Source organism: Methyloceanibacter sp. (genome assembly GCF_049590335.1).
Taxonomy (GTDB): Bacteria; Pseudomonadota; Alphaproteobacteria; order Rhizobiales; family Methyloligellaceae; genus Methyloceanibacter.
Map to the genome: position 1 here is coordinate 1 of NZ_JBAWCQ010000082.1, position 22,786 is coordinate 22,786.

General features: G+C 62.2%; 25 protein-coding genes. 17 read left to right on the forward strand and 8 right to left on the reverse strand.

Annotation, left to right across the window (positions count from 1 at the left end):
* The first annotated feature begins 142 nt into the window (after nt 1–142).
* The 3 genes from WBQ77_RS06225 (at nt 143) to WBQ77_RS06235 (ending at nt 2,825) form a co-directional block, all read left to right on the forward strand.
* Nucleotides 143–1,090 carry a YihY/virulence factor BrkB family protein gene (locus tag WBQ77_RS06225; RefSeq protein ID WP_424044427.1) on the forward strand — a complete coding sequence of 316 codons (948 nt, stop codon included), beginning with the start codon at nt 143–145 and terminating at the stop codon, nt 1,088–1,090.
* Between the two features lie 164 nt (nt 1,091–1,254).
* Complete coding sequence (locus WBQ77_RS06230) at nt 1,255–1,395, forward strand: DUF3096 domain-containing protein (RefSeq protein ID WP_424044429.1); 141 nt, start codon at nt 1,255–1,257, stop codon at nt 1,393–1,395.
* A gap of 356 nt (nt 1,396–1,751) precedes the next feature.
* On the forward strand, nt 1,752–2,825 hold the full coding sequence (locus tag WBQ77_RS06235) for a hypothetical protein (RefSeq protein ID WP_424044431.1): 1,074 nt from the start codon (nt 1,752–1,754) through the stop codon (nt 2,823–2,825).
* Between the two features lie 36 nt (nt 2,826–2,861).
* Here the strand turns inward: WBQ77_RS06235 and WBQ77_RS06240 are convergent, their stop codons facing one another.
* Both WBQ77_RS06240 and WBQ77_RS06245 read right to left on the reverse strand, forming a co-directional pair.
* On the reverse strand, nt 2,862–3,749 hold the full coding sequence (locus tag WBQ77_RS06240; RefSeq protein ID WP_424044433.1) for an alpha/beta fold hydrolase: 888 nt from the start codon (nt 3,747–3,749) through the stop codon (nt 2,862–2,864).
* Nucleotides 3,750–3,884: 135 nt separating this feature from the next.
* Entirely contained in the window at nt 3,885–6,518 is a 2,634-nt protein-coding gene (locus tag WBQ77_RS06245; protein WP_424059410.1) for a transglycosylase SLT domain-containing protein, read from the reverse strand.
* Nucleotides 6,519–6,907: 389 nt separating this feature from the next.
* Between WBQ77_RS06245 and dapA the strand changes: the two genes are divergently transcribed.
* Genes dapA through WBQ77_RS06260 form a run of 3 tightly spaced genes read left to right on the forward strand, consistent with a single transcriptional unit; the run spans nt 6,908 to nt 8,839 of the window.
* Nucleotides 6,908–7,792: a 4-hydroxy-tetrahydrodipicolinate synthase gene (gene dapA / locus WBQ77_RS06250; RefSeq protein ID WP_424044437.1), complete on the forward strand. Its 885-nt coding sequence runs from the start codon at nt 6,908–6,910 to the stop codon at nt 7,790–7,792.
* A gap of 20 nt (nt 7,793–7,812) precedes the next feature.
* Entirely contained in the window at nt 7,813–8,283 is a 471-nt protein-coding gene (smpB, locus tag WBQ77_RS06255) for an SsrA-binding protein SmpB (RefSeq protein WP_424059412.1), read from the forward strand.
* Between the two features lie 37 nt (nt 8,284–8,320).
* Nucleotides 8,321–8,839, forward strand: coding sequence for a peroxiredoxin (locus WBQ77_RS06260; protein WP_424059414.1), 519 nt, complete (start codon nt 8,321–8,323; stop codon nt 8,837–8,839).
* Nucleotides 8,840–8,861: 22 nt separating this feature from the next.
* Here WBQ77_RS06260 and WBQ77_RS06265 read toward each other — a convergent pair whose 3' ends face one another.
* The 4 genes from WBQ77_RS06265 to WBQ77_RS06280 form a co-directional block, all read right to left on the reverse strand.
* Entirely contained in the window at nt 8,862–9,293 is a 432-nt protein-coding gene (locus WBQ77_RS06265; protein WP_424042603.1) for a DUF3775 domain-containing protein, read from the reverse strand.
* A 60-nt stretch (nt 9,294–9,353) separates the two neighbouring features.
* Nucleotides 9,354–10,031, reverse strand: a complete 678-nt coding sequence (locus tag WBQ77_RS06270) for a uracil-DNA glycosylase (protein ID WP_424042602.1) — start codon at nt 10,029–10,031, stop codon at nt 9,354–9,356.
* Nucleotides 10,032–10,322: 291 nt separating this feature from the next.
* A complete protein-coding gene (locus WBQ77_RS06275; RefSeq protein ID WP_424059416.1) occupies nt 10,323–10,484 on the reverse strand; it encodes an NYN domain-containing protein in 162 nt (53 codons plus the stop codon).
* Nucleotides 10,478–10,705 (reverse strand): NYN domain-containing protein, encoded by a 228-nt coding sequence (locus WBQ77_RS06280; RefSeq protein WP_424059418.1) that lies wholly within the window; start codon nt 10,703–10,705, stop codon nt 10,478–10,480. Before WBQ77_RS06280 ends, WBQ77_RS06275 begins: the two co-directional genes overlap by 7 nt.
* Nucleotides 10,706–10,803: 98 nt before the next feature.
* Here WBQ77_RS06280 and folK point away from each other — a divergent pair, with 98 nt between their 5' ends.
* From folK to parC, 11 genes are all read left to right on the forward strand, one after another.
* Nucleotides 10,804–11,370: a 2-amino-4-hydroxy-6-hydroxymethyldihydropteridine diphosphokinase gene (gene folK / locus WBQ77_RS06285; protein ID WP_424042862.1), complete on the forward strand. Its 567-nt coding sequence runs from the start codon at nt 10,804–10,806 to the stop codon at nt 11,368–11,370.
* A 48-nt stretch (nt 11,371–11,418) separates the two neighbouring features.
* Nucleotides 11,419–11,829 carry a DNA-directed RNA polymerase subunit omega gene (rpoZ, locus tag WBQ77_RS06290; RefSeq protein ID WP_424042863.1) on the forward strand — a complete coding sequence of 137 codons (411 nt, stop codon included), beginning with the start codon at nt 11,419–11,421 and terminating at the stop codon, nt 11,827–11,829.
* 156 nt (nt 11,830–11,985) lie between these two features.
* On the forward strand, nt 11,986–14,220 hold the full coding sequence (locus WBQ77_RS06295) for a RelA/SpoT family protein (protein WP_424042864.1): 2,235 nt from the start codon (nt 11,986–11,988) through the stop codon (nt 14,218–14,220).
* A gap of 109 nt (nt 14,221–14,329) precedes the next feature.
* A complete protein-coding gene (locus tag WBQ77_RS06300; protein ID WP_424042865.1) occupies nt 14,330–14,875 on the forward strand; it encodes a DUF2062 domain-containing protein in 546 nt (181 codons plus the stop codon).
* Nucleotides 14,876–14,900: 25 nt separating this feature from the next.
* Complete coding sequence (locus WBQ77_RS06305) at nt 14,901–15,683, forward strand: pyridoxine 5'-phosphate synthase (RefSeq protein WP_424042866.1); 783 nt, start codon at nt 14,901–14,903, stop codon at nt 15,681–15,683.
* Complete coding sequence (gene acpS / locus WBQ77_RS06310; RefSeq protein ID WP_424059420.1) at nt 15,680–16,084, forward strand: holo-ACP synthase; 405 nt, start codon at nt 15,680–15,682, stop codon at nt 16,082–16,084. Before WBQ77_RS06305 ends, acpS begins: the two co-directional genes overlap by 4 nt.
* Nucleotides 16,085–16,208: 124 nt before the next feature.
* Nucleotides 16,209–16,964, forward strand: a complete 756-nt coding sequence (gene lepB / locus WBQ77_RS06315) for a signal peptidase I (protein WP_424042868.1) — start codon at nt 16,209–16,211, stop codon at nt 16,962–16,964.
* Nucleotides 16,965–16,968: 4 nt separating this feature from the next.
* Complete coding sequence (rnc, locus tag WBQ77_RS06320; RefSeq protein WP_424042869.1) at nt 16,969–17,682, forward strand: ribonuclease III; 714 nt, start codon at nt 16,969–16,971, stop codon at nt 17,680–17,682.
* Nucleotides 17,675–18,589: a GTPase Era gene (era, locus tag WBQ77_RS06325; RefSeq protein WP_424059422.1), complete on the forward strand. Its 915-nt coding sequence runs from the start codon at nt 17,675–17,677 to the stop codon at nt 18,587–18,589. The genes rnc and era overlap by 8 nt, the downstream gene beginning before the upstream one ends.
* Nucleotides 18,590–18,649: 60 nt before the next feature.
* Nucleotides 18,650–19,381, forward strand: coding sequence for a DNA repair protein RecO (gene recO / locus WBQ77_RS06330; RefSeq protein WP_424059423.1), 732 nt, complete (start codon nt 18,650–18,652; stop codon nt 19,379–19,381).
* Between the two features lie 31 nt (nt 19,382–19,412).
* Nucleotides 19,413–21,665: a DNA topoisomerase IV subunit A gene (gene parC / locus WBQ77_RS06335; protein ID WP_424042872.1), complete on the forward strand. Its 2,253-nt coding sequence runs from the start codon at nt 19,413–19,415 to the stop codon at nt 21,663–21,665.
* On the opposite strand, the gene WBQ77_RS06340 is transcribed toward parC, so the two are convergent.
* Together WBQ77_RS06340 and WBQ77_RS06345 are read right to left on the reverse strand one after the other, a co-directional pair.
* Nucleotides 21,662–22,411 (reverse strand): arginyltransferase, encoded by a 750-nt coding sequence (locus WBQ77_RS06340; RefSeq protein ID WP_424059425.1) that lies wholly within the window; start codon nt 22,409–22,411, stop codon nt 21,662–21,664. The two genes, parC and WBQ77_RS06340, sit on opposite strands and share 4 nt — an antisense overlap.
* Before the next feature lie 117 nt (nt 22,412–22,528).
* Nucleotides 22,529–22,786: RDD family protein (locus WBQ77_RS06345; RefSeq protein WP_424059427.1), on the reverse strand; the 258-nt coding region annotated here is incomplete at its 5' end.

Consider the following 22,786-nt stretch of genomic DNA (forward strand, 5'->3'; position numbering starts at 1 on the left):
CTGCCGGTTTTCAAGACCGGTGCCTTCAACCACTCGGCCACCCCTCCGGAAAATCGCTGCTTCGCATCGCGCCGCTTCTTGCGCTCGCCGCCGAAGCACGGTCTCTTTGCGATTCAGGAGGCACACATTCCTTCATGACGTCATGAACCGCAAGTCCGACCAAGCCGAGGAAAACACCGCAGAGCCGGGCGCCGGCGCGCGCCAGCCGCCGGTCGTAGCTAAGCACCCCGGTCCGCTGAATAAGTTCTGGGCGGTCTTGAAAGACGTCGGGCTGCGGACTGGGCGGGATCATCTGTCCGTGGTGTCGGCTGGCTGCGCCTATTACGCGCTCTTCGCGATCTTTCCCGCGTTGACGGCGTCGATTTCGCTCTATGGCCTCACCGCCAACCCTGAGAATGTGGAACGCCAGTTCGATGTGTTCAGTACAGTGCTGCCGCCTCAGGCCTATACGATCTTGCTCGATCAGATTAAGCGGATTGCTGCGACGTCCGGCCAGGCACTCGGTTGGGGGTTCGTGGCCGGGCTGCTAGTCGCACTGTGGAGCGCGAACCATGCCACGCAGGCTATGTTCTCGGCGCTGAATATTGCCTATGGCCAGCCGGAGCGGCGTGGCTTTGTGCACTTCTATCTCGCTGCCGTCGGCTACACCTTTATCGGGATCGTCGGCGTCGCGGCTATGCTGTTCGCCATTGTCTCCGTGCCAATCCTGTTCGACGATACTGGGCACCCACAAGCCTTCCAAACCGTCGTCACGTATCTGCGGTGGCCCGTGTTCTTCTTGTTGACGCTGTTCCTGCTGGCGCTGATCTACCGTTTTGGCCCCAGCCGGGAGGACCCCGAATGGCGCTGGATCACGCCCGGCTCGGTCTTCGCGACACTGGTTTGGCTGCTCGCCTCGTTGGGCTTCTCGTACTACGTGTCGAACTTCGCCGACTACGACAGGATGTACGGATCGCTCGGCGCCGTCATTATCCTGCTCTTTTGGCTCTACATGTCGTTCTACATCGTGTTGCTCGGGGCGGAGGTCAACGCGGCGATCGAGCGACACGGCGGCCAGCGGACCGCGAAGACCGAACTTGGTGCGGACTGACGACTGATAGCGTTGCGGGGCGACGGGCCTGAGTGAGATTGTTTCGGGTCTTGGTCGCCTCGAGACTTTCGGGCGGGGACAATCCGGGGTGGATCGAATATGCTGCGCCTCATCGGACGTTGCGCGCCATCGCGCTTAACTTGGGGGAGGTAAAACCAAGAGCCATGGATCCTGCACTACTGAATCCGTTGATTGCACTCGTCGCGGGCGTTCTCATTCTGCTTATGCCCAGAACTCTCAACTACGTCGTCGCGATCTACCTGATCGCGATCGGCATAATCGGTCTTGCGCAACACTTGCAGTAGTCGTGCAGGTGTAGTGTTCAATCGAAGCAAATACAAAACACCCCAGTTGCTAGGGTGCTTTATTCTTGCTCGGGGAATCGTGTACAGAAAGAGCGCTCTGGAACTCCGTACCGGCATCGCCTATATTTCGTTTTCAACCGAATCTGAGGTCGAGCAGGGTGCCGGCCACGATCCGGGAGACGGTACACCTTTCTGTATCAATGGCGTAGCGCGCTGGGCTCTGGAAGCTGTGCAGCGAGGCCCGTCGAACTGCCAGTGGCGATGATGGGGACACGAAGCGAGTGATGGACCGATCGAGTCGAGTGCGTCCAACAAGCCATCGCAACGCATCTCGGTGCGGGACGAGGCTGTTTGGCTTGTTTGTGCTGATTGCGTTGGTTCTCACCTTTGTTCTCCCGGATACAACGACATTTGCGGCCTCTGATGCCGCGCAGGAAGAAGGCACCGTAGGAAAGCGTGCCCGTCCTGCAGCTCGTGCTGACGGCGCGCAAAAGCAGCAAGGTTGGACGGCGGACGATACGGCGAAAAAGGCAAGTGGTGACACCAACTCGCCGGACTATGTCTGGTCCGCCAATCGGAATGAGTCCCGGATCACGCTGCGCGGCGCCGTGCCGTCGGAGGAGGATAGGCAGACCGCGCTCGGCATGGTCAAAGCGCACTTTCCCGACCTCACTGTCGAAGAAAAAGTAGAAGTCGTCGAAACAGGCCTGCCGCGCGAGCAATGGCTGGCGGCGGTGAGCTTCGGTCTTCAGCAGCTTGCGCAAATGACGAAGGGCAAGGTGCGCCTGACGGACGGTGGTTTGACCGTGACCGGTCAGGCACTGAATGCCGAAGAGTACGGGAACATCAAAAAGGCTCTGGCTGGAACCTTGCCCGCCGGTCTGACTCTAAAGGCCGATGGCGTTCGCCCGCCCGTCGCGGATCCATTTATGTTCCAGGCTGATCTCGGTCCGAACTCGTTGAGCCTAGCGGGAAGCGTCCCGAGCGAGAATGCGCACAAGACCGTACGCGACTTGTCCCGGCAGCTCTTCGCGCGGCCGGGACTGGACGACCGGTTAGAGGTCGCCTCGGGCGCGCCGACGGATTGGGACGAGGCCGTTGCCGCGGCCTTGCGGGCGCTATCGCGGCTCGAGACCGGTAAGGTCGCACTGACGGGTGTCTCGGTGAGCATCGAAGGCGTCGCGCCCGATGAGGGTACAGCCGTTGCCGTGGCCTACCAGCTCCGGCGGGATCTGCCGGAGCGCTTCTCGACATCGGAAAGCATCAAGTGGAAGAAAGCGGCCGCGCCGCTGAACTTCGCGCCCCGGGCCATGCCGTCCCCAGATTTGGCGGCGACCGTCGTTCCGCGCATCAAGCCGATCCCTGAGGACAGCAGGAGATGGCGAAGCGGTGCACTGCCGCCGCTTATACCGCTCAGGACCGAACGCTGAGATAGCTTGCGCTGAGTGCGGGCTTCTTGCCCGGATCTAGTCGTTCACCGCAAAAAACGAGGCAATGGCGCTGACCTGGTCCGGCTCCGCAAGCGTCGGCGCGTGCCCTTGGTGGGGAATGGTCATGGTGCGTAAGTTCGGATGCCGCTCTACCATCTCGTTCAGCGTCTCGGCGCTGAGAATGTCGGAGTGCTCGCCGCGAATGACGAAGGTCGGCATCTTGCTTAGGGCGATAAACTCTGGCCAGAGAGCGGGAAAGGGGCGGCTGAGGTCGATCGTGCCGATCGCCTTCGCAAGCTTTCGATCGTAGGAAAGCACGAGCCGGCCTTTGCGCTCCTCGAAAACGCTGCGCGCCATCTGATCCCACTGGGCATCGGTGAAGTCGGGAAATCCTCGCTCGTTGATCTCCCGCATGATCTGCATGGCGTCAGCCCATGTCCTGGGCGAGGGCATCCGCCGGGCATAGTTGACGATGCGGGCAAGCCCTCTTGTCTCGATCACGGGGCCGATATCGTTGAGCACAATGGGTCCCATCGCCGTCGGCCGCGCGGCCGCCATCAACATCGTGATGATGCCGCCCCGCGACGTCCCGACGAGTCCAACCTGGTGCAGCCCCTGAATGGTCAAGAAGTCCAGCACATCGGCCAGCTCCACAGTGGGTATGTAGTTGCGCCAGTTCGGATCGAACTGCGAGCGGCCGCGGCCACGATAGTCGATGCAGTAAACGTTCCGGGGGGTTTCAGGATGCGTCGAAAGATAGGTGGCAAGCGCATGGAAGTCGCGGGAACTGCGGGTCAGTCCCGCCAAGCAAATGACGCTGCGATATCGCTCGTCCGGGGCTGTGTAGTGGCGCGCATAGAGCGTCAGGTCGTCGGACGACTCATAGAATATGTCGCGCCAAGGCTTGCTCTGAAGCTCAAGCATTGTCCATCGCCGATTTTGGGGGGGCACCGTCAGGAGAACCCGTCCAATGCGCGGGCTCGCGCATCGCTTCCTTTCGGTCCATTGATGGCGGATCAAGCCTCGAAAAGTCAACCGCGCAAGCGCCGGTCCGCTCCCTTAGGGGGTTTTCGGCGCCTCTGAGGCCGGCTGAACGGAGGCGGTTTCCGAGGCTGGGACCCTACGGCCCCTGTTGAGGTCCTGGACGAGGTGCAAAGCTTTTTCCGGTCCCGCCAGACGGGAGCGGTAAAGCTGGAGCGTCTCCATGATCTTGATCACGTAGCGCCGCGTCTCCGTAAACGGAATGCGTTCGATCCAGTCCACCGGATCGACGTCGGGCCCGCGCGGATCGCCATATATCCCCACCCATTCCTTCACGCGTCCGGGACCGGCATTGTAGGCGGCAAGGGCCATGAAATAGGAGCCGTCATAGTTCGTGATCAGATCGTTGAGAAAGGCTTCACCGAGCTGGGTATTGTAGGCGGGGTTCGTGAGCTTGGCCTTGGAATACTTGACCTTATAACGGCGTGCGACGCCCCGTGCCGTCGCGGGCATGAGCTGCATCAGACCGCTCGCGCCAACGGGGCTCTGGGCGGCGGCGTTGAATTCGCTCTCTTGCCGGGACAGCGCATGCACTAGAGCCGGGTCTACCCGTTCGTCCACGAGGCTCTTGAAAGACGGCATGACACCCACGGGCAGGGCGTAGTCGCCCATGGGCAAGTCGCGATTGAAGGCGATCTTCGACAGGCGCAGGGCCATTTGCTTGTGACCGACCAACTTGGCGAATTCGGCCAGCAACACGACCTCGGCCGCATTGTCGAGGGTGCGGGAGAGGGACAGCAGGAACTGCGGCGTCACCCACCCCACGCCGATGGCTCGGGCGACGCCCAGAGCGCGGACGGCCTCTCGGCCCATGAATCGGTCGATATCCTCCTGGGTCGGTACCGGGGTTGCGGTGACCTCAAGCCGGGCTGGCCGCGGGTCCAGCGCCTGGCGTCCGAGCTGGCCGTAAAAGTATTGCGGGTACTTGGCGGCGACATGGAAGTGCACCGCGGCCGAGCCCCGGTCGCCCAGTACAAGGGCCGTGCGTCCGAGCCAATACTCGGAGCGCGCAATATCGCGGGAGTCGGTTGCGCCGCGCCGCATCGATAGAAAATGACGCAGCGCCGTTTGCGGTTCGTTGAGATAACGCAGCGAGACCCAGCCCGCGAGGAACTCGGCTTCCACATACTGGTCGGCCAGGTGGTGCCGTTCGGCGGCAAGGCCGTGCTTCGCCGCGATCTCATAGGCGGTACGGGGATGTCCGTCGTTCAGGGCCGCCCGGACGTTGACCCGGCGCTCGATCCACCACTCCTTCATATCGAGGAGGAGGTCGGGCTCCTGCGGAACGTCGAGCAGAAGCTTCCAGGCAATGAGCCGCTGCTCCTTATCCTTGGTGCGGCGCAGCCATTGAATGTTGTTGAAGCGCAGTCCCAGATCTTTCTTGACCGCGTCGTCGGGTAGCGCCTTGAGTAGCTTGCCCGCATTGCCGTCGCGCTTGACCACGGCCACACGCGCCTTGACTTTTTTCTGCTCGGCCTCCGGCAGCTGCTTCGCCACGCGCAAGGCCGCAGCGCACGCCTTGGACTTATCCGGGTAGAGGAGCACGTCGACGCGCGCCCGATGATCGTCCGCGTCCAGCATGTTACTGAACTTGCTGAGAATCTTCTCCTCGGTGTCCTGGCCGATGTCGTCCTCGCGCCAGGCTGCATCGACACTGGCTTCGGCTTTCTCCTTGTTGCCTTCCTTCAGGTAGACGCCTGCAAGCGCCGCGCGTCCGGCGCCCGTCTCGGGTTCGGAGTCTTTAAAGAATGCCGTTATTCTCTCTGGAGAGGCATCGGTGAGAAACAGGGACGCTTCGGCTTTTTCGCGAAGCTTTTTCAGGCCGGGCCACATCGGATGGCTCTTCCGGTAGGCCTCGACGGCTTCGGCGTTGAGGTAGGAACTTTTTGTGTGGCCGTAGCGGTACCAAAACGCGAACTCCCGCGCGGCCGGGTCTTCGATCTTGGCGGCCGTATCGTCGACCGTGCCCTTGTGGCGCATCACAAAGCGCACGCGGCTCTCGTCGGCCCTGCTGAGCTTGTACTCAAGCAGGGGCTGGAGGATTTGCCCGTAATCGAGAGCGGGCTCGGGCGCCGCCGGGCTCATCGGATCTCGACGGGGATGAACGTTTGGCGTGGGAACGGTATCCGGCATGAACGAGGCTGGCGCCGCGGCCAATTTTGTAGCGTCCGCTTCCTTGTCCGTATCCGCCTTATTGGTGTTTTCGGCGGTATCGGCTTTGTCTTCGCCCGCTGCTGCGCCGGCGGCCTCCGCGGAGGCACCGTCCACGTTGCCGTTTGCGGGCTCATCGGCGGCACGTTCAGTGTTCAAGAGCGGGCGCGGAATGGCGGCGATCGTGGTGGTGTCGGCAGCTTGCGTGGAGCCCTTAGTCGCCGTCGTCTGGTTCGGCATCTTGGTCGCGGTCGCTTCGGTTGCGGGCGGCGTTTGGCCGGAGGGCGTGGTCTGCGACGACAAGGACTGCGAAGGGGATGACCCTGTGGAGAAACTCCCAGCTGTCGCTTCGGCGGATAGTGTGGGGCCTGGAACCGGAGGAGACCGTTCGGGGTTCCGCGCAGGAAGGGGTATCGTTTCCGTCTTGGCCTCGGCGCAAGCAGGAACGGCCCAAGCAAAGGCCATGAGAAGCGCGATTCTGTACGCGTGTGTGCGTTTCATGATCGTCGGTTGCTTCCGGCTATGACCCGCGTCTAGTGATTAGTACGTCCCCCAAAAACACAGGAGCCGCGACGACGACGCTTCGCTCAGTGTAACGAATTACTACACTGTCTCAAAGATTTCGGCGGAAAGATGACTGAGTTTGGTGAGCAGGGGTCAGATCGGCTGCGAACAGGGCCCGCTAGGGTGCTCAACCGGACGCCGTTCTCTCCCTCGGACGGTGCTTCAGCCTTCGTCCCCGGAATGGGCGCGATCTAAAGCCGCAAATGCCTGCTGGCCCGCTTGCCGCGTCCATCCCGACCTCCTATTGTCCCGCCCCACCGACCCTTAGGAACACGAGACTATCGCCTGCGCGCTTACGATTGCGCCAAGGAGTTTGAGCTGTGACCATGCCGCCGTTTCAGGGCTCCATTACGGCCCTCATCACGCCCTTCAAGGACGGTTCCGTGGACGAGCATGCTTTCCGCAAATTTGTGGAATGGCAGATCGATCAGGGCACGCACGGGCTCGTGCCATGCGGCACGACCGGCGAGTCGCCGACCCTCGATCACGATGAGCATCGACGTGTCATCGAACTCTGCATTGAGGTAGCGCGCGGCCGGGTGCCGGTGATTGCCGGGACCGGTTCGAACTCTACGGCCGAGGCTGTCGAGTTGACGCGTCACGCCAAGGCCGCGGGAGCGGACGGGGCGCTTGTGGTGACGCCGTACTACAACAAGCCGACCCAGGAGGGCTTGTACCTCCACTTCAAGGCCATCAACGATGCCGCCGACATCCCGATTGTGATCTACAACATTCCCGGCCGAAGTATAGTGGACATGTCCGTGGAGACGATGGCGCGGCTCTTCAGGCTGAAGAACATTATCGGGGTGAAGGATGCCACCGCCAATCTGGCGCGGGTCAGCCAGCAGCGGGCTGCAATGAGCCACGCGTTCATCCAGCTGTCCGGCGAGGACGCCACGGCGCTCGGGTTCATGGCACATGGCGGGGTGGGGTGCATCTCGGTGGCATCCAATATCGCCCCGGCGCTTTGCTCGGAGTTTCAGCTCGCGTGCCTTGGCGGAAATTACAAGCGGGCACTGGAGTTGCAGGACCGCCTTATGCCGATACATGACGCGTTGTTTGTGGAATCCAACCCGGGTCCGGTGAAGTATGCGGCCGAAAAGCTCGGGCTTTGCGGTGGCGAGACACGCTTGCCGCTTGCGCCAATCAGCGATGCGACGCGCAAGCGTGTCGACGCGGCCATCGAAGCGGCCGGGCTGAAGCCCGTCTAGAAATTCGGAAGGGCAATGGCATGGCGCCGAAACGCGAGAGCGGGAAGCTCGTCGCCGAGAATAGACGGGCCCGTTACAACTACGAGATCGAAGATACGATCGAGGCCGGCATAATCCTGACGGGGTCGGAGGTGAAGTCGCTGCGGGTCGGTAAGGCGAATATTGCCGAGTCCTATGCCTCGAACGAAGACGGCGAGCTCTATCTGATCAACGCGCATATCGACGACTATCCAGGCGCGGCCCGGTTCGGTCACGAGCCCACGCGGCACCGCAAGCTTCTCCTGCATAGGAAGGAGATGGCGCGCCTGCTCGAGGCCGTCCAGCGGCAGGGCATGGCGCTCGTGCCACTGCGCCTTTACTTCAACGCGCGCGGCATTGCCAAGCTGCTGCTCGGTCTCGGGCGGGGCAAGAAGGTCCACGACAAACGCGAGACCGAAAAGAAGCGGGATTGGGACCGCCAGAAGAGCCGGCTCATGCGCGAGAAGGGATAAGCCTTCGCGAGAAGAGCCAAGCCTTGGAGAGAGAGTCTTGGAAAGAAGCGCCCCCATCCATTTGACGCCAGGCATTTGCCTGCCACTCGTTGCGCTTCCGGCGACGGACGGATCGGCGATTGTTCTGGCAACGCTATCAGGGCGCAGCCTCGTCGCAGTCTATCCTTGGACCGGCCGGCCGGGTGTTCCCAATCCGCCCGATTGGGACGACATGCCTGGTGCACACGGCTCCACCCCTGAACTCGAAGGGTTCCGGGACATCTTTGAGGCTATCTCGCAGACTGGCACGCGGCTGTTCGGACTGAGCAACCAGACCACGGCGTATCAGCGCGAGATGGCGCTGCGTTTGGAACTCCCATTCCCCATTTTGAGTGATGCGGAAGGCGCGTTCGCCCGCGCGCTTCGTTTGCCTAGCTTCAAAGCAGGTGGCGACAGCTATGTGAAACGACTCACGTTTGCGGTTCTCGACGGACGCACCGAGCACGTCTTCTATCCGGTGCGCGATCCCGAGACGCATGCGGCCGAAGTGGTTGACTGGCTAACAGAGCAGGCGTGAGGGTGGGCAAAAGTCGCCCAGATCAGTCGCCCATGGCGTCGTCTTCGGCGTCCTCGACCGAGTAGCCCAAGGCGGACAGGCCTTCTTCGAGATAATCCGACAGAAGCGGTATGCCCAGCAGATACTCCGCCGTCCGCTTGTTACGTTCGGCGCGGGCGGTGTCGAGCGCATCGTTGAGTTCGTCGGCGGCGAACGAGCCGCGGCCGATCCAGGCGAGCGCCACAAGGCTCACTTGCTCGTCCACATTGAGATCGCGAATGAACTCGCGCACCTCGGCAACGGTTGCATCGTCCGCAAAGTCTTCGAGGATGGACTCCGCGTCATGGTCGGAGGTCGCGCCTTCGTCCCAGGCGCCGACCTTGGCTCCCAGCTCGCGCGCCTTGACGATGACAAAGCCCACCTTCGTCGGTGAAATCTCTATCCCTGCCATCGCATCGCTGCCGGAGACCGGCATCCTCTAAAAGATCCTCGGGCCAAGGAGGAAAGCATGCCTGACTTGGCCGATCCCAGCAACTTAATCCCTGAGACTTGCTGCCGCATCCCCGACTACCTGCTCGAACATTTCGGGCGTCAGGCGCCCGGTGTTAGTGTTGAGACGGGAGCAGTGGAACGTGTCGAACAGCTCGAGGCCGCCCGGGAGCAGATGTCGGGCGCCGTGGGCGAAAGGCAAGTCCCTTTTCTTGACCGCGAAAACCGATAGGAGGCTGTCATGGGCCACCCGTCCGATCGCGAGAAAGGCCCGCAGGTTCGGGAGCGCTGCCTTTCGTCCGTCAAGGAACTGACGGCAGCGTTTGATCTCGCCGGATGTCGGTTTGTTCTGAGGAGGGACGCAGCGCACGGCGTTGGTGATCATGCAGTCCACAAGGCTCAGCGCCTCGGGCCGCAGGACATCGTGCTCGCCCCGCGCGAGACCGGTCTTCAGCAGCGTCGGGTAGAGAAGATGGCCCGCAAAATCGCCCCAGAACGGTCTGCCGGTCCGGTTCGCCCCCTTCAGCCCCGGCGCTAGCCCCACGATCAGTAGCCGGGCCGTGTCCAGGCCGAACGATGGCACGGCGCCGTTGAACCAGTCCGGATGGGCGGTCGCATTGTCCTTGCGGAAGGCGACAAGACGGTCGCACAAGGCGCAGTCCGTTTCGGGTTCGGCACGTATTTCAAATGAGAGCATGTCGGGCGAACGATCTGAAAACCGCATGAGATCTCACGCGTAGCCTTTCGACCGTAAAAAGACCAGAGGGAGACCTCCCCCGGTAGGCGTTGTAGGCTTTCCGGCTAGGTCTCGACCAGGTTCGAAGCCTCGTAGGGGGCCGCTTCGGGGCCGGGCCGCTGGCGATTGTCGCGTGGGGCGCGTTCGGCCGATCTCTTGCTGCGGATCTACCAGGTCGATGAAATAATCGGCCTGCCGGCGCAGCTCGTAGGCCACCATCGGCGGGTTGGTGTAGAGCATTGAGATCAAACTGACGCGCTTGTCCTTATTCTGCAGCGGCTAGACGAGGGAGCGGAAGTCTCCGTCGCCGGAAAAGATCGCGACATGGTCGAGATGTTCGGCGAGTTCCATAGCATCGATCGCAACTCCGATGTCTATGTTGCCCTTGACCTTGCGGCGGCCCGTGGCAGCGACGAACTCCACGGTCGGCTTGGTCACCATGGTGTAGCCGCTTTAGTCGAGCCAATCGATCTAAGGACGTATTGAGGAATATTCCTGCTCCTCGGCGAGCGCCGTGTAGTAATGCGCGCAAACTGACCTCTCGAGCGGAACAGGGCCAGGAGCCGCTTGTAGTCGATGTCGAAGGAAAGGGTCTTCGAAGCGGCGTAGAGGTTCGCGCCGTCAAAAAACAAAGCAATCCGTTCCATTGTATAGAAGTGCATCTCTGGTCCTAGCGATGAAAATACTTATGGGTACGGGAATCCGAACGCATACAACGGCTTAGTTTGGTTTTGGTACAGAGGCTCCGCAATTGGTCGCAATGTCTCAAATACTGGTCGGAGTGGGTGCAAACTATACAGGTTGGTGGGGTGCGCCAAGCGCCACGATCGAGCGCGCGCTGGCTCAGCTTGACGAAAAGGGCGTCCAGGTGAGGGCGGTTTCGCACTTCTACGAGACTGCGGCGGTGGGCCGCGCCGGGCAGCCTCCTTACGTGAACACCGTTGCCGTGATCGAGACGGCCATGCCCCCGGAGGCGCTGCTGCGAAGGCTGAAACAGATCGAACGGGCGGCGGGGCGCAGGGGCGGAAGTCCCTGGGGGCCGCGGACCCTGGATCTGGACATCCTGGATTACAAAGGGCGTGTACAGAACTGGCGGGGCACGGTTCCGCGTTTTGCCAGGGCCGGCCGGCGACCGCTGATTTTGCCGCATCCTTGGATCGCGTCCCGGCCGTTTGTGCTCCGCCCGCTGCTCGATGTGGCGCCGGATTGGCGCCATCCGGTGACCCGAAAATCGGCCCGGACGCTGTGGCGCCGGCTCGCGCAAGGGCGGGAAGGGCAGGTCCTGCGGACCCTAAACCCTGAGACACGACTTGCCAGCGGGGCGTGACTTGCCTACATAGAGGCTAAATTCAGCCTATTCTAAAAGGACTTTCAGATGGCTCGCGTCACCGTCGAGGACTGCGTCGACAAGATTCCGAACCGCTTCGAGCTCGTTCTTCTGGCCAGCCACCGCGCCCGCACGATTTCGGCCGGGGCTCAGCTCACCGTACCGCGCGACAACGACAAAAACCCTGTCGTATCCTTGCGCGAGATCGCCGAGAAGAAGTTCACGCCGGACGACCTCAAGGAAGACTTCATCCACTCCATGCAGAAATACGTGGAAGTGGACGAGCCAGAGGCTGAGGCCGTTCCGGCCCTGTCGCAGGATTCGCGTATGCCCGTTCTCGGTCAGGACGATCAGGCTACCGACTCCCAGATCGACCGCATGACCGAAGAAGAGCTTCTGCGCCGCATGGCGACCCAGGCGCCTTCGGATGGTTCCAATGCGGGTCCGCGCGCGCGATAGCGCCCTTGGTGGCGACGGGCGAGGCAGGACGCTGACGGCCTCGCCACTTTTCGGCACACAGTACGGTCTTAGACAGGCGGCAAGCTTGGATTTGTCCAACGGCTCGCTAAAGGCCTTGTGCTGCCAGGTCCTTGCGCGCCATTCTGGCGGGCTGAGATGACCCGCCAATACGAACTTGTCGAACGCATTCTAAGCTATCAGCCGACCGCCAACGAGGCGCTGCTGAATCGCGCCTATGTCTACGCCATGAAGGCGCACGGCAATCAGAAGCGGGCGTCCGGCGCTCCGTATTTCTCACATCCCTTAGAAGTCGCCGCGATCTTAGCTGAGATGCGACTCGACGATGCGACCATCGCCACGGCGCTTCTCCACGACACCATCGAGGATACCGAAGCGACGCGGACCGAAATCGATACGCTGTTCGGCGCGGAGATCGGCACGCTGGTCGATGGGCTGACCAAGATCAAGAAGCTCGATCTCGTTACCAAGAAGGCCGAGCAAGCCGAGAATTTCCGCAAACTCCTGCTCGCGATCTCCAGCGATATCCGAGTCCTGCTGGTGAAGCTCGCCGACCGCCTGCACAATATGCGGACGCTCGAGCACATGAAGCCGGCTAAGCGGAAGACCATCGCCGAAGAGACGATGGACATCTACGCGCCGCTCGCGGGCCGTATGGGAATGCAATGGCTGCGCGAGGAGCTCGAGGACCTGTCCTTCCGCTGGCTGAACCCCGAAGCCTACACCACCGTGTCCGAGCGCCTGAAGGCGCTGCGGGAGCACAATCAGGGCCTGATCGACGAGATCCAGGGCGCGCTGACGTCGAAATTCAAAGCCGCGCGCGTGAAGGCCATCGTGGCCGGACGGGAGAAGAAGCCTTACGCGATCTGGAGCAAGATGGAGCGGAAGCAGATTTCGCTGGAGCAGCTCTCGGACATCTATGCGTTCCGCATCGTCGTCCCCAAGATTCCCGACTGTTACCGGGCCCTCGCCGTGGTGCATACGAGCTGGCACACCGTTCCCGGCCGGTTCAAGGACTACATCTCTAACCCGAAGCAGAACGACTATCAGTCGATCCACACCACCATTGTCGGGCCGCGCCACCAGCGCGTGGAACTTCAGATCCGGACCGAGGACATGCACTCGATCGCCGAATATGGCGTTGCCGCGCATGCCCTCTATAAAGACCACGGAAGCGGTAAGAAGGTTCCCGCCCAAGATTCGAGTGCTTACAGATGGTTGACGCATCTGGTTGGCATCTTGCTCGAAGGCGATAACCCAGAAGAGTTCCTGGAGCACACCAAGCTAGAGCTGTTCCACGACCAAGTGTTCTGCTTCACGCCCAAGGGCCGGCTGATCGCACTGCCACGCGGGGCCAACTGCATCGACTTCGCCTACGCCGTTCACACGCAAGTGGGCAATAGGGCGGTCGGCGCCAAGATCAACGGCCGCCCTATGCCGTTGGCCTCGGCCCTGCGAAATGGCGATGAGGTCGAGATCGTCTGCTCGGAGGCGCAATCGCCTCCGGTGGCCTGGGAACGTCTAGCCGTCACGGGGAAGGCGCGCTCGGCGATCCGGCGCGCCTCGCGGGACGCCGTGCGCCTCCAATATGAGAAGCTCGGGCGTGAAATTCTCGATCGGGCGTTCCGCCGCCATGGCCAAACCTTCAACGAGGAGGCCATTGCCAAGGGCCTCCCGCGCATGTCTCAGAAGACAGCCGAGGACGTGGTCACCGCCGTCGGGCGTGGCGAGTTGGCGTCCGAGGACGTCTTCCGCGCCGCCTTCCCCGAGGAAGTTTCGGCCGAGCCGCCCAAACGCCGCCGGGAGGTAAAACGCAGCGACGAAGGCTGGTTCGGGCTCGGCAAGGTCATGGGGCTGAAGTTCCGCTGGCCGGGCTCTGCAGGGAAGGAGCGGGCAGAAGGCTCGGTAGGCCCCGCCGGACCGGCAGGCATCCCGATTCGCGGTCTGCGCACCGGACTGCCGGTGAGCTTCGCCGATGGCGGCGCGATTCCAGGCGACCGGATCGTGGGTATTCTCTCGCCTGGGCAGGGTATTACGATCTATCCCATCCATGCCGGCGCGCTGAAGGAGTTCGATGACGAGCCCGAACGCTGGATCGATGTCACGTGGGACATCGACGAGGACAATCCACAGCGCTTTCCGGCCAAGATTGCGGTAACGGCAATGAATGAGCCCGGGAGCCTTGCGCAGATCGCCGCGGTCATCGGCGAGGTCGACGGCAATATCCAGAACATCAAAATGACCAATCAAGTAGCCGATTACACGGAGATGCTCATCGACGTCGAGGTGTGGGATCTTCAACATCTCAATGAAATTCTGACGAGGTTGCGCGCGAAGGACGTCGTCAGCGATGCCGCCCGGGCCGAGGACTGACGGCCAACAAGACACTGGCACAACGCGCAAAAAACCACCAAATATGCTAGGGCACGTTCGCCGATAGGCAGGGTAGCGGCAAGCCAACCGGCCCTGCGACGAGGTAGATATGCTGTTTAAGCGCCGCGAGGCGGAAACTTTGCTGAACCGGTTACGGGTGTCTTTGTGGCCGCGCCGCAGCTGGGGACGTTCGACCCGCTACGTTGTTCATCGCGTGCGCCGCTTGAGCGCGACACCGCATGCCGTCGCCTTAGGTTTCGCAGTCGGCGTTTTCGTGTCCAGCACCCCTTTCATCGGATTTCATATGGCCTTGTCGGCGGCTGTAGCTTGGATTGTAGGCGGCAGCATCGTAGCGGCGCTCCTTGGAACATTCGTCGGCAATCCGCTGACGTACCCGCTGTTTTGGGTCGGCAGTTACGAGGTGGGCTCGCTCATGCTGGGCAGGGGCGACGGCGAAATGGAACTCGACCTGTCGAAGGGCATCTTTCAGACGGATCAGATTTGGACCCTGCTGAAGCCCATGACGCTCGGTTCGATTCCGATCGGCATAGCGCTGGCGCTGCTGAGCTACGTCCTGGTGAAGCCGGCGGTGAACGCCTACCAGCACCGGCGCCGCGAACTCCGGCCGCCGGACGAAGCAGTCGGTATGCATTGAGAAAGGCATGGAAATGGAAATCGTGATGCGTGCGCCGAGGATCCGGCTGGGCATCAATATCGATCATGTGGCGACGCTCCGGAACGCGCGTGGTGGTGTGCTCCCCGACCCGATTCAGGCGGCGCGTCTTGCCGCCGAGTCCGGCGCCGACAACATCACCGCGCATTTGCGTGAAGACCGCCGGCATATCAGCGATCACGACATTGCCCGGTTGCTGGCGGAGGTCGACTGCCCGCTCAATATGGAGATGGCGGCGACCGACGAGATGACCGCGATCACCCTACAGGCCAAGCCTCCCGCCGCCTGCCTCGTGCCCGAACGTCGCGAGGAGCGCACGACCGAGGGCGGCCTCGACGTCGTCGCGCAACACAATACGCTCGAACCTGTCGTCGCGGCCTTTGGTGATGCGGGTATCGAGGTCTCCCTGTTCATTGCGGCCGAGCGGCGGCAGATCGAGGCGGCCGCGCACCTTTGCGCCGCGGCTATCGAGATACATACGGGCAGTTGGTGCGACGCCTTTGCCGAGGGGCGTGAAGCCGATACCGAGCGGGAGTGGCAGGCAATCGTCGATGGCGCAGCCTATGCTCATGGTCTTGGGCTGGAGGTTCATGCAGGCCATGGCCTCAATTACGCGACCGCTCGGAAGATTTCGACGCTCCCGGAGATCGTGGAGCTCAATATCGGCCATTTCCTGGTCGGCGAGGCCGTCTTTATCGGGCTCGGCGAAGCGGTTCGGCGTATGCGCGCAGCCATGGATCTAGGGCGGCAAGCGGTTTGCCTCCGTGAAGGAGACAGCATCGCGTCATGATCATCGGGATCGGTAACGACATCATCGATATCCGCCGGATCGAAAAAACGATCGAGCGCTTTGGCGAGCGGTTCCTGGCTCGGGTGTTTACGGAAACCGAACGTTGCAAGTCGGACCGACGGGCGCTGCGGGCGGCGTCCTACGCGAAGCGGTTTGCCGCCAAGGAAGCCTGCGCGAAGGCACTCGGCACCGGCTTTAGCCGTGGGGTCTTCTGGCACGACCTCGGCGTCGTCAATCTCCCGTCCGGTCGGCCCACCCTGGAGCTTACGGGCGGCGCGGCGCAGATTTTGGACGAATTGACCCCGACCGGGCACGATGTGCGGATTGACCTCACCATCACCGACGATTTTCCGACGGCGCAGGCCATCGTCATCATCTCGGCGATCCTGCGATCGCCTTAAAATCGCGACAGTGTCCGCGTCCTTGGTTTGCCCAGGACGGGGCGAGGGTCTATAGGGGCTCAAATTCTATTTGCTGAAAGGGTCGGCCTGCTTGGCGGGCGGCGCAACCTACGGAGAGCGCCGCATGAGTGTGGACGCGGACAAGATGGCTTCAAAGGGAAGTAACTGGGAAACGGTTCGCGTCGTCATTCACGCGCTGATTCTCGCGCTGATCGTGCGCGTCTTTCTGTTTCAGCCGTTCAACATTCCTTCGGGCTCGATGATCCCGACGCTGCTGGTCGGCGATTATCTGTTCGTCTCGAAGTACAGCTATGGCTACAGTCGCTACTCCTTTCCCTTTGGACTGAATTTGTTCTCGGGCCGGGTCTGGGCGGCGGCACCCCAGCGCGGGGACGTGGTGGTCTTCAAGCTGCCCCGGGACAATGAGACCGATTACATCAAGCGCGTGATTGGCCTTCCTGGCGATGAGATCCAGATGATGCATGGGGTGCTGCATATCAACGGCAACGCCGTGGACAAGGCGAAGGTCGACGACTTCGTCATGCTGGGCCTGGGCACACGCAACCGCCACTTCACTCGTTACATGGAGACGCTTCCCAATGGCGTCAGCTATCCAGTCCTGGACCTCGTGAACGAGGGAGTTGGCGACAACACGGAAGTCTACAAAGTGCCCGAGGAGCATTTCTTCATGATGGGCGACAATCGCGACAACTCGACCGACAGCCGTTTTCTGTCCGAGGTCGGTTTCGTGCCCTTCGAGAACCTGGTGGGCAAGGCCCAAGTGATCTTCTTCTCCATAGACGACGATGCCAGCTTCTGGCAAGTCTGGCGCTGGCCGACCGATGTCCGTTGGGACCGAATTTTCAAAGTGGTAAATTAGGACGGTGAGCAAGCGGCGCATCTCAGATGTCGGCCTCCTGGCCGAGCGTATCGGACACACATTCAAGACGCCCGCGCTTCTGAAACTGGCCCTGACCCATGCCAGCGCACATCCCGGCTCGACCCCCAACGAAGACAATGAGCGCCTCGAATTTCTCGGCGACCGCGTTCTTGGCCTGGCCATCGCGCAATTGCTGTCGGACCGTTTCCCCCATTCGAGCGAAGGTGAGCTGGCGCGATGGTTCAACCATCTCGTCCGCACCGAGACCTGCGCCGAGGCCGGTCAAAGCTGGGATCTGGGCGACTTCGTTCTGATGAGCGGTGGCGAGGCCGGCTCTGGCGGCCGGCGCAAGAAGACGATCTTGGCCAATGCCTGCGAGGCGGTGCTGGGCGCCGTGTTTTCCGACGCCGGTTATGACGTTGCGCGCGGCGTCGTCTGGCGAACGTGGGAACCCTTTCTCGCCGAGCTGAAAGAGGCTGCGCCCGACGCCAAATCCGTCCTTCAGGAATGGGCGCAAGGACGCCAGCTGCCACTGCCAAACTATATCGAGGTCGCACGCGAAGGCCCGGACCATGCCCCGCGCTTCACAACTGAGGTGCATGTGGAGGGCGTGGCGCCCGAACGGGGCGAAGGCGCCAATAAGCGCGCTGCCGAACAAGCCGCTGCACTGGCCATGCTGAAGCGAGAAGGCGTTTGGCAAGCGGCCGCCAATGACTGACAATCCCACCGATCCTAGGCGCTGCGGCTTCGTGGCCCTGATCGGCGCGCCCAATAGCGGCAAATCGACCCTGACGAATGCGCTGGTCGGTGCCAAAGTGTCGATCGTCACCCATAAGGCTCAGACCACGCGCGGGCCCGTGCGCGGCATCGTGCTCGCTGGCGATGCGCAAGTGATCTTGGTCGACACACCCGGCATCTTTCAGCCCAGGCGCCGCCTCGACCGCGCCATGTCACAGGCGGCCTGGGACCGGGCAGGGGATGCGGACATGGTCGCCCTGGTAGTGGATGCGGCCCGCGGCCTGGACGACAAGCTCGCGCCCATCGTCGAGCATCTGCCCGAACTCAACCGGCCCGTGATCGCCGTGCTGAACAAGGTGGATCTCGTCAAGAAGCCGGAGCTCCTGAAGCTCACATCCGAGCTCATCGAGCTTAAGGCGTTCGCCGAGATCTTCATGGTGTCGGCGTTGACGGGCGACGGTGTGGACGATCTTCGCGTCTATCTGGCAGGCGCCGTTGCCGAAGGACCTTGGCTATTCCCGGAGGATCAGCTCTCCGATGCGTCCCTAAGACAGACTGCGGCCGAGATCACGCGTGAGAAGCTGTTCCTGCGCCTGCACGAAGAGCTACCCTACGCACTTACGGTCGAGAGTACCGAGTGGAAGGTCCTCAAGGACAAGAGCGTCCGCATCGAACAGACGATCTTCGTGGAGCGCGAGAGCCAGCGACGGATCGTGCTCGGTGCCAAGGGCCAGATGATCAAGGAGATAGGGCAGGCGGCGCGCGAGGAGATTGCCGAGATCACCGGTGTGCCTGTGCATCTGTTCCTGTTCGTGAAGGTCCGTGAGCGCTGGGGCGAAGACCCCGAGCGCTTCCGAGAGATGGGTCTAGACTATCCAAAAAGATGAGGGCCGGCTAGGCAAACCGCCGCCGCATAGGCCAAGCTGCGATTCCGAACGGGAGCGAGCATGGATTGGAGCGACGAAGGCATCTTCTTGAGCGGAAAGCCTCTTGGTGAAGCCAATCTCATCGCCGAAGTCTTGACGCTCGAGCATGGCCGTCATCTCGGCCTCGTGCGCGGTGGACAGTCCCGGCGCATCCGGCCGACGCTCCAACCGGGCAATCTCGTCCGCGTAACATGGCGGGCGCGGCTCGCCGAACATCTCGGCGGTTACACGGTCGAACTGATGGAAGCGCACGGGGCCCGTGCGCTGGACGATCCGCGCGTGCTTGCAGCCATCGGCACGATCGCGGAGCTCGTGAAGCTCTTGCCGGAGCGCGACCCGCACCCGGAACTCTACGCCACGACCCTGCATGTGCTGCGCTCGTTCGCCGAGCCGGACATCTGGCCCGCGCTGATGGTCTATTGGGAGTTCCAGCTGCTCCAGGAGTTGGGCTTCGGCCTTGAACTCACATCCTGCGCCGCCACGGGCGCGACCGAAGATCTGCTCTATGTGTCCCCGAAATCGGCGCGCGCGGTCTCGCGCGAGGCCGGCGCGCCCTACGCGGACAAGATGCTTTCCCTGCCGCAATTCCTGATCGACAGCTCCGCGCCGCTCGCTCCATCCGATATTGCCGCAGGATTCGCGCTCACCGGCTACTTCCTGGAACGCGATGTCCTGACGCCCCATGGTCTCAAACTCCCGGACGCACGGGGACGGCTGCTCGATCTCCTGCAACGAGAGCCGCACGCCGCTTGAGGGGAATCGCGCGATGGGGTAAGCGCGAGTCATGGGAAAACGCGTGACGCCCCCTGATTCGGGGCCCATCGAACCGATCGATCTGAAAGAGGCGCTCGAAGAGCGCTATCTGGCCTACGCTCTGTCCACGATCACGCATCGGGCGCTTCCCGACGTGCGCGACGGGCTCAAACCCGTGCACCGGCGGCTGCTCTACGCCATGCAGCAATTGCGCCTGCAGCCCCAGGGCGAATTCCGCAAATGCGCGAAGATCGTGGGCGACACGATGGGTAATTTCCATCCTCATGGCAATCAGGCGATCTACGACGCGCTGGCCCGTCTCGCGCAGGATTTCGCCGTGCGCTATCCGCTTATCGACGGGCAGGGGAATTTCGGCAATATCGACGGCGATAACCCAGCAGCCGACCGTTATACCGAGGCCCGGCTGACGGACATCGCCGCGCGGCTGCTCGAGGGCATCGACGAGGACACGGTCGATTTTCGCCCCAATTACGATGGGCGCGAAATGGAGCCCGCGGTGCTCCCCGCGAACTTCCCGAACCTGCTTGCGAACGGGGCCTCCGGCATCGCCGTCGGTATGGCAACGAGCATTCCACCGCACAATGCGGCCGAGCTGTGCGACGCCGCGCTCCATCTCATCAAGTTTCCGAATGCCACCGCCGACAAGCTTGTGTCCTTCGTGCCAGGCCCGGACCTGCCCACAGGCGGCATCATTGTCGAGCCGCGCGAGCAGATCCTCGAAGCTTACAAGACGGGGCGGGGCTCGTTCCGTCTGCGGGCGCGCTGGGAGAGGGAAGACGCAGGCCGCGGCACCTATCAGATCGTCGTCACCGAGATTCCCTATCAGGTTCCCAAAGCGCGGTTGGTCGCGCGCATCGCCGAATTGCTGCAGGCGAAGAAGCTGCCGCTCCTGGCCGATGTGCGTGACGAGTCTGCCGAGGATGTAAGGCTCGTGCTGGAGCCGAAGAGCCGCACGGTCGATTCCACGTTGCTCATGGAGTCGCTCTTCAAGCTGACCGAGCTCGAGACCCGCGTCTCGCTCAACATGAACGTACTGAGCAAGGGCAAGATCCCGAATGTGCTCGGTCTGCGCCAGGTACTGCTGGAATGGCTGGAGCACCGGCAGCAGGTCCTTGTCCGGCGCACCAATTTCCGGCTCTCGAAGATCGACCACCGGCTAGAGGTCTTGGCCGGCTACCTAGTCGTCTATCTGAACCTCGACAGGGTCATCCAGATCGTGCGTGAGGAGGACGAGCCAAAGCCCGTGCTCATCAAGGAATTCAAGCTCACCGACGTCCAGGCCGAGGCCATTCTCAACATGCGGCTCCGCGCCTTGCGGAAGCTTGAAGAGATGGAGATCCGCCGCGAGCACGACGACCTGACCAAAGAGCGCAAAGAGCTGAAGGCGCTGCTGAAGTCCGAAGACATGCAGTGGAAACGGATCGCTGGCGAGATCAAGGACGTGAGGGACGCATTCGGCCCGAAGACCGAACTCGGCCGCCGTCGCACCAGTTTCGCCGATGCACCGGACGATGTGGCGGACGTACTCGCCGAAGCGATGATCGAGAAAGAGCCGATCACCGTCGTCCTCTCTGATAAAGGATGGATACGGACGATCAAGGGGCATAACGCTGATGTCTCGAAGCTGAACTTTAAGGACGGAGACAGGTTGAGGCAGCTGTTGCAGGCCCAGACCACGGACACGCTTCTGCTGTTTGCGACGAACGGACGGTTCTACTCGCTTGCCGCCGACAAGTTGCCGGGCGGGCGCGGGCACGGGGAACCGTTCCGGCTCATGGTCGATATCGAAGACGCTGGCGATTGCGTCGAGCTGATCGTCCATCAGCCCGGCCGGAAGCTGCTTGTGGCCTCATCAAGCGGGTACGGCTTCGTGGTGGCGGAAGACGACGTGATCGCGATGACGCGTAAGGGCAAGCAGGTGCTCAATGTGAAGGGCGACGACGAGGCCGCAGTCTGCGGCCCCGTCTCCGGCGACAGCGTTGCCGTTATCGGAGACAACAGAAAGCTATTGCTGTTTCCGCTGTCTGAATTGCCGGAGATGCCGCGCGGCAAGGGCGTGCGCCTGCAGCGCTATCGCGACGGCGGCCTTGCGGATGCAAAGATCTTCTCGAAGAAGGAGGGGCTCGTCTACATCGATGCCGCGAAGCGGAGCTTCACGTTAGCGTCGGGAGATTTGCGCGACTGGTGGGGCGCCCGGGCCGCCGCGGGGCGACTGCCGCCACGGGGTTTTCCGAAGTCCGGCAAGTTTGGCGATAAGTTCTAGCGCGGCGGTACGGCGAGGCCACGAACCCAGCCTTTGGAGGTCAGGCGTTCCTGAGGCTGAAAGCGCTCCTTGTAGCGCATCTTCCGCGAGCCCTCGATCCAATAGCCGAGATAGACATACGGGTAGCCCATGGACCGGGCGTACTCGACATGTTCGAGGATCATGAACGTGCCGAGGCTGCGCGGGGCCCAATCCGGGTCGAAGAAACTGTAGACCATGGAGATGCCGTCGCTCAGCCGGTCGCAGAGCGCGGCCGCGATCAGCGGAGACTCCCCCGTCGCCGGGTCGGGCTCCTGCCGGTACTCGGTGATGAAGGTCTCGACGACGCTGTCTTCCACCATAAGCGAGAAATCGAGAACGCTCATCTCGGCCATGCCGCCGTCCCCGTGCCGCGCCTCGATGTAGTCGCGGAAGAGGCCGTATTGTTCGGAGCTTGGAGCGGCCGGTTTCCGCGTGGCGATCAGATCACTGTTCTGTCGCGCAATCCGCTTCAAGGACCGCTTGGGCTCGAACTCGTCCACAATCAGGCGTACGGGGACGCAAGCCGAGCAGGCGTCGCAATAGGGCATGTAGGCGATGTTCTGGCTGCGCCGGAACCCGCCCTTCAAGAGGTTGTCGATGAGGAACCCGGGCTTGTCCCGGGTCAGGTGCGTGAAGAGCTTCCGCTCCATCCGGCCTGCCAGATAGGGGCAGGGCTGGGGGGCGGTGATGTAGAACTCCGGAAAGTTGTTCTTGTGTTCTGTCACGGGCACCGGACCGGAAGCGAATCCACGTCAATCCTCCGACAGCTTAAGCGAGGACTTGCGGCAGACGCAATCCACTCCGCGCCAGCGCCAAACCCAGAAGGCCGAAATCCTGGATGGTCAGATGCCCGCTTGCGCCGTAGCCGTTGGCCGGTTGATGACGAGAACCCCGGCTAAGATGTCGTGCAGGCAACGCTTCTGGGAGTCGAAGAGGCACCACAGCAGGATCGGGAAGAACAGCGTCAGCGAGAACCAGAACAGGAGCGCATGGAACGCCGCGATCAGGGGCGTGACCTTTCCGCCATACCACATGGGTACGGTGAGCCCCATCATGCGCTGACCGATGGTCGACGACTTGGGGCCGCCGATCGTGAACGC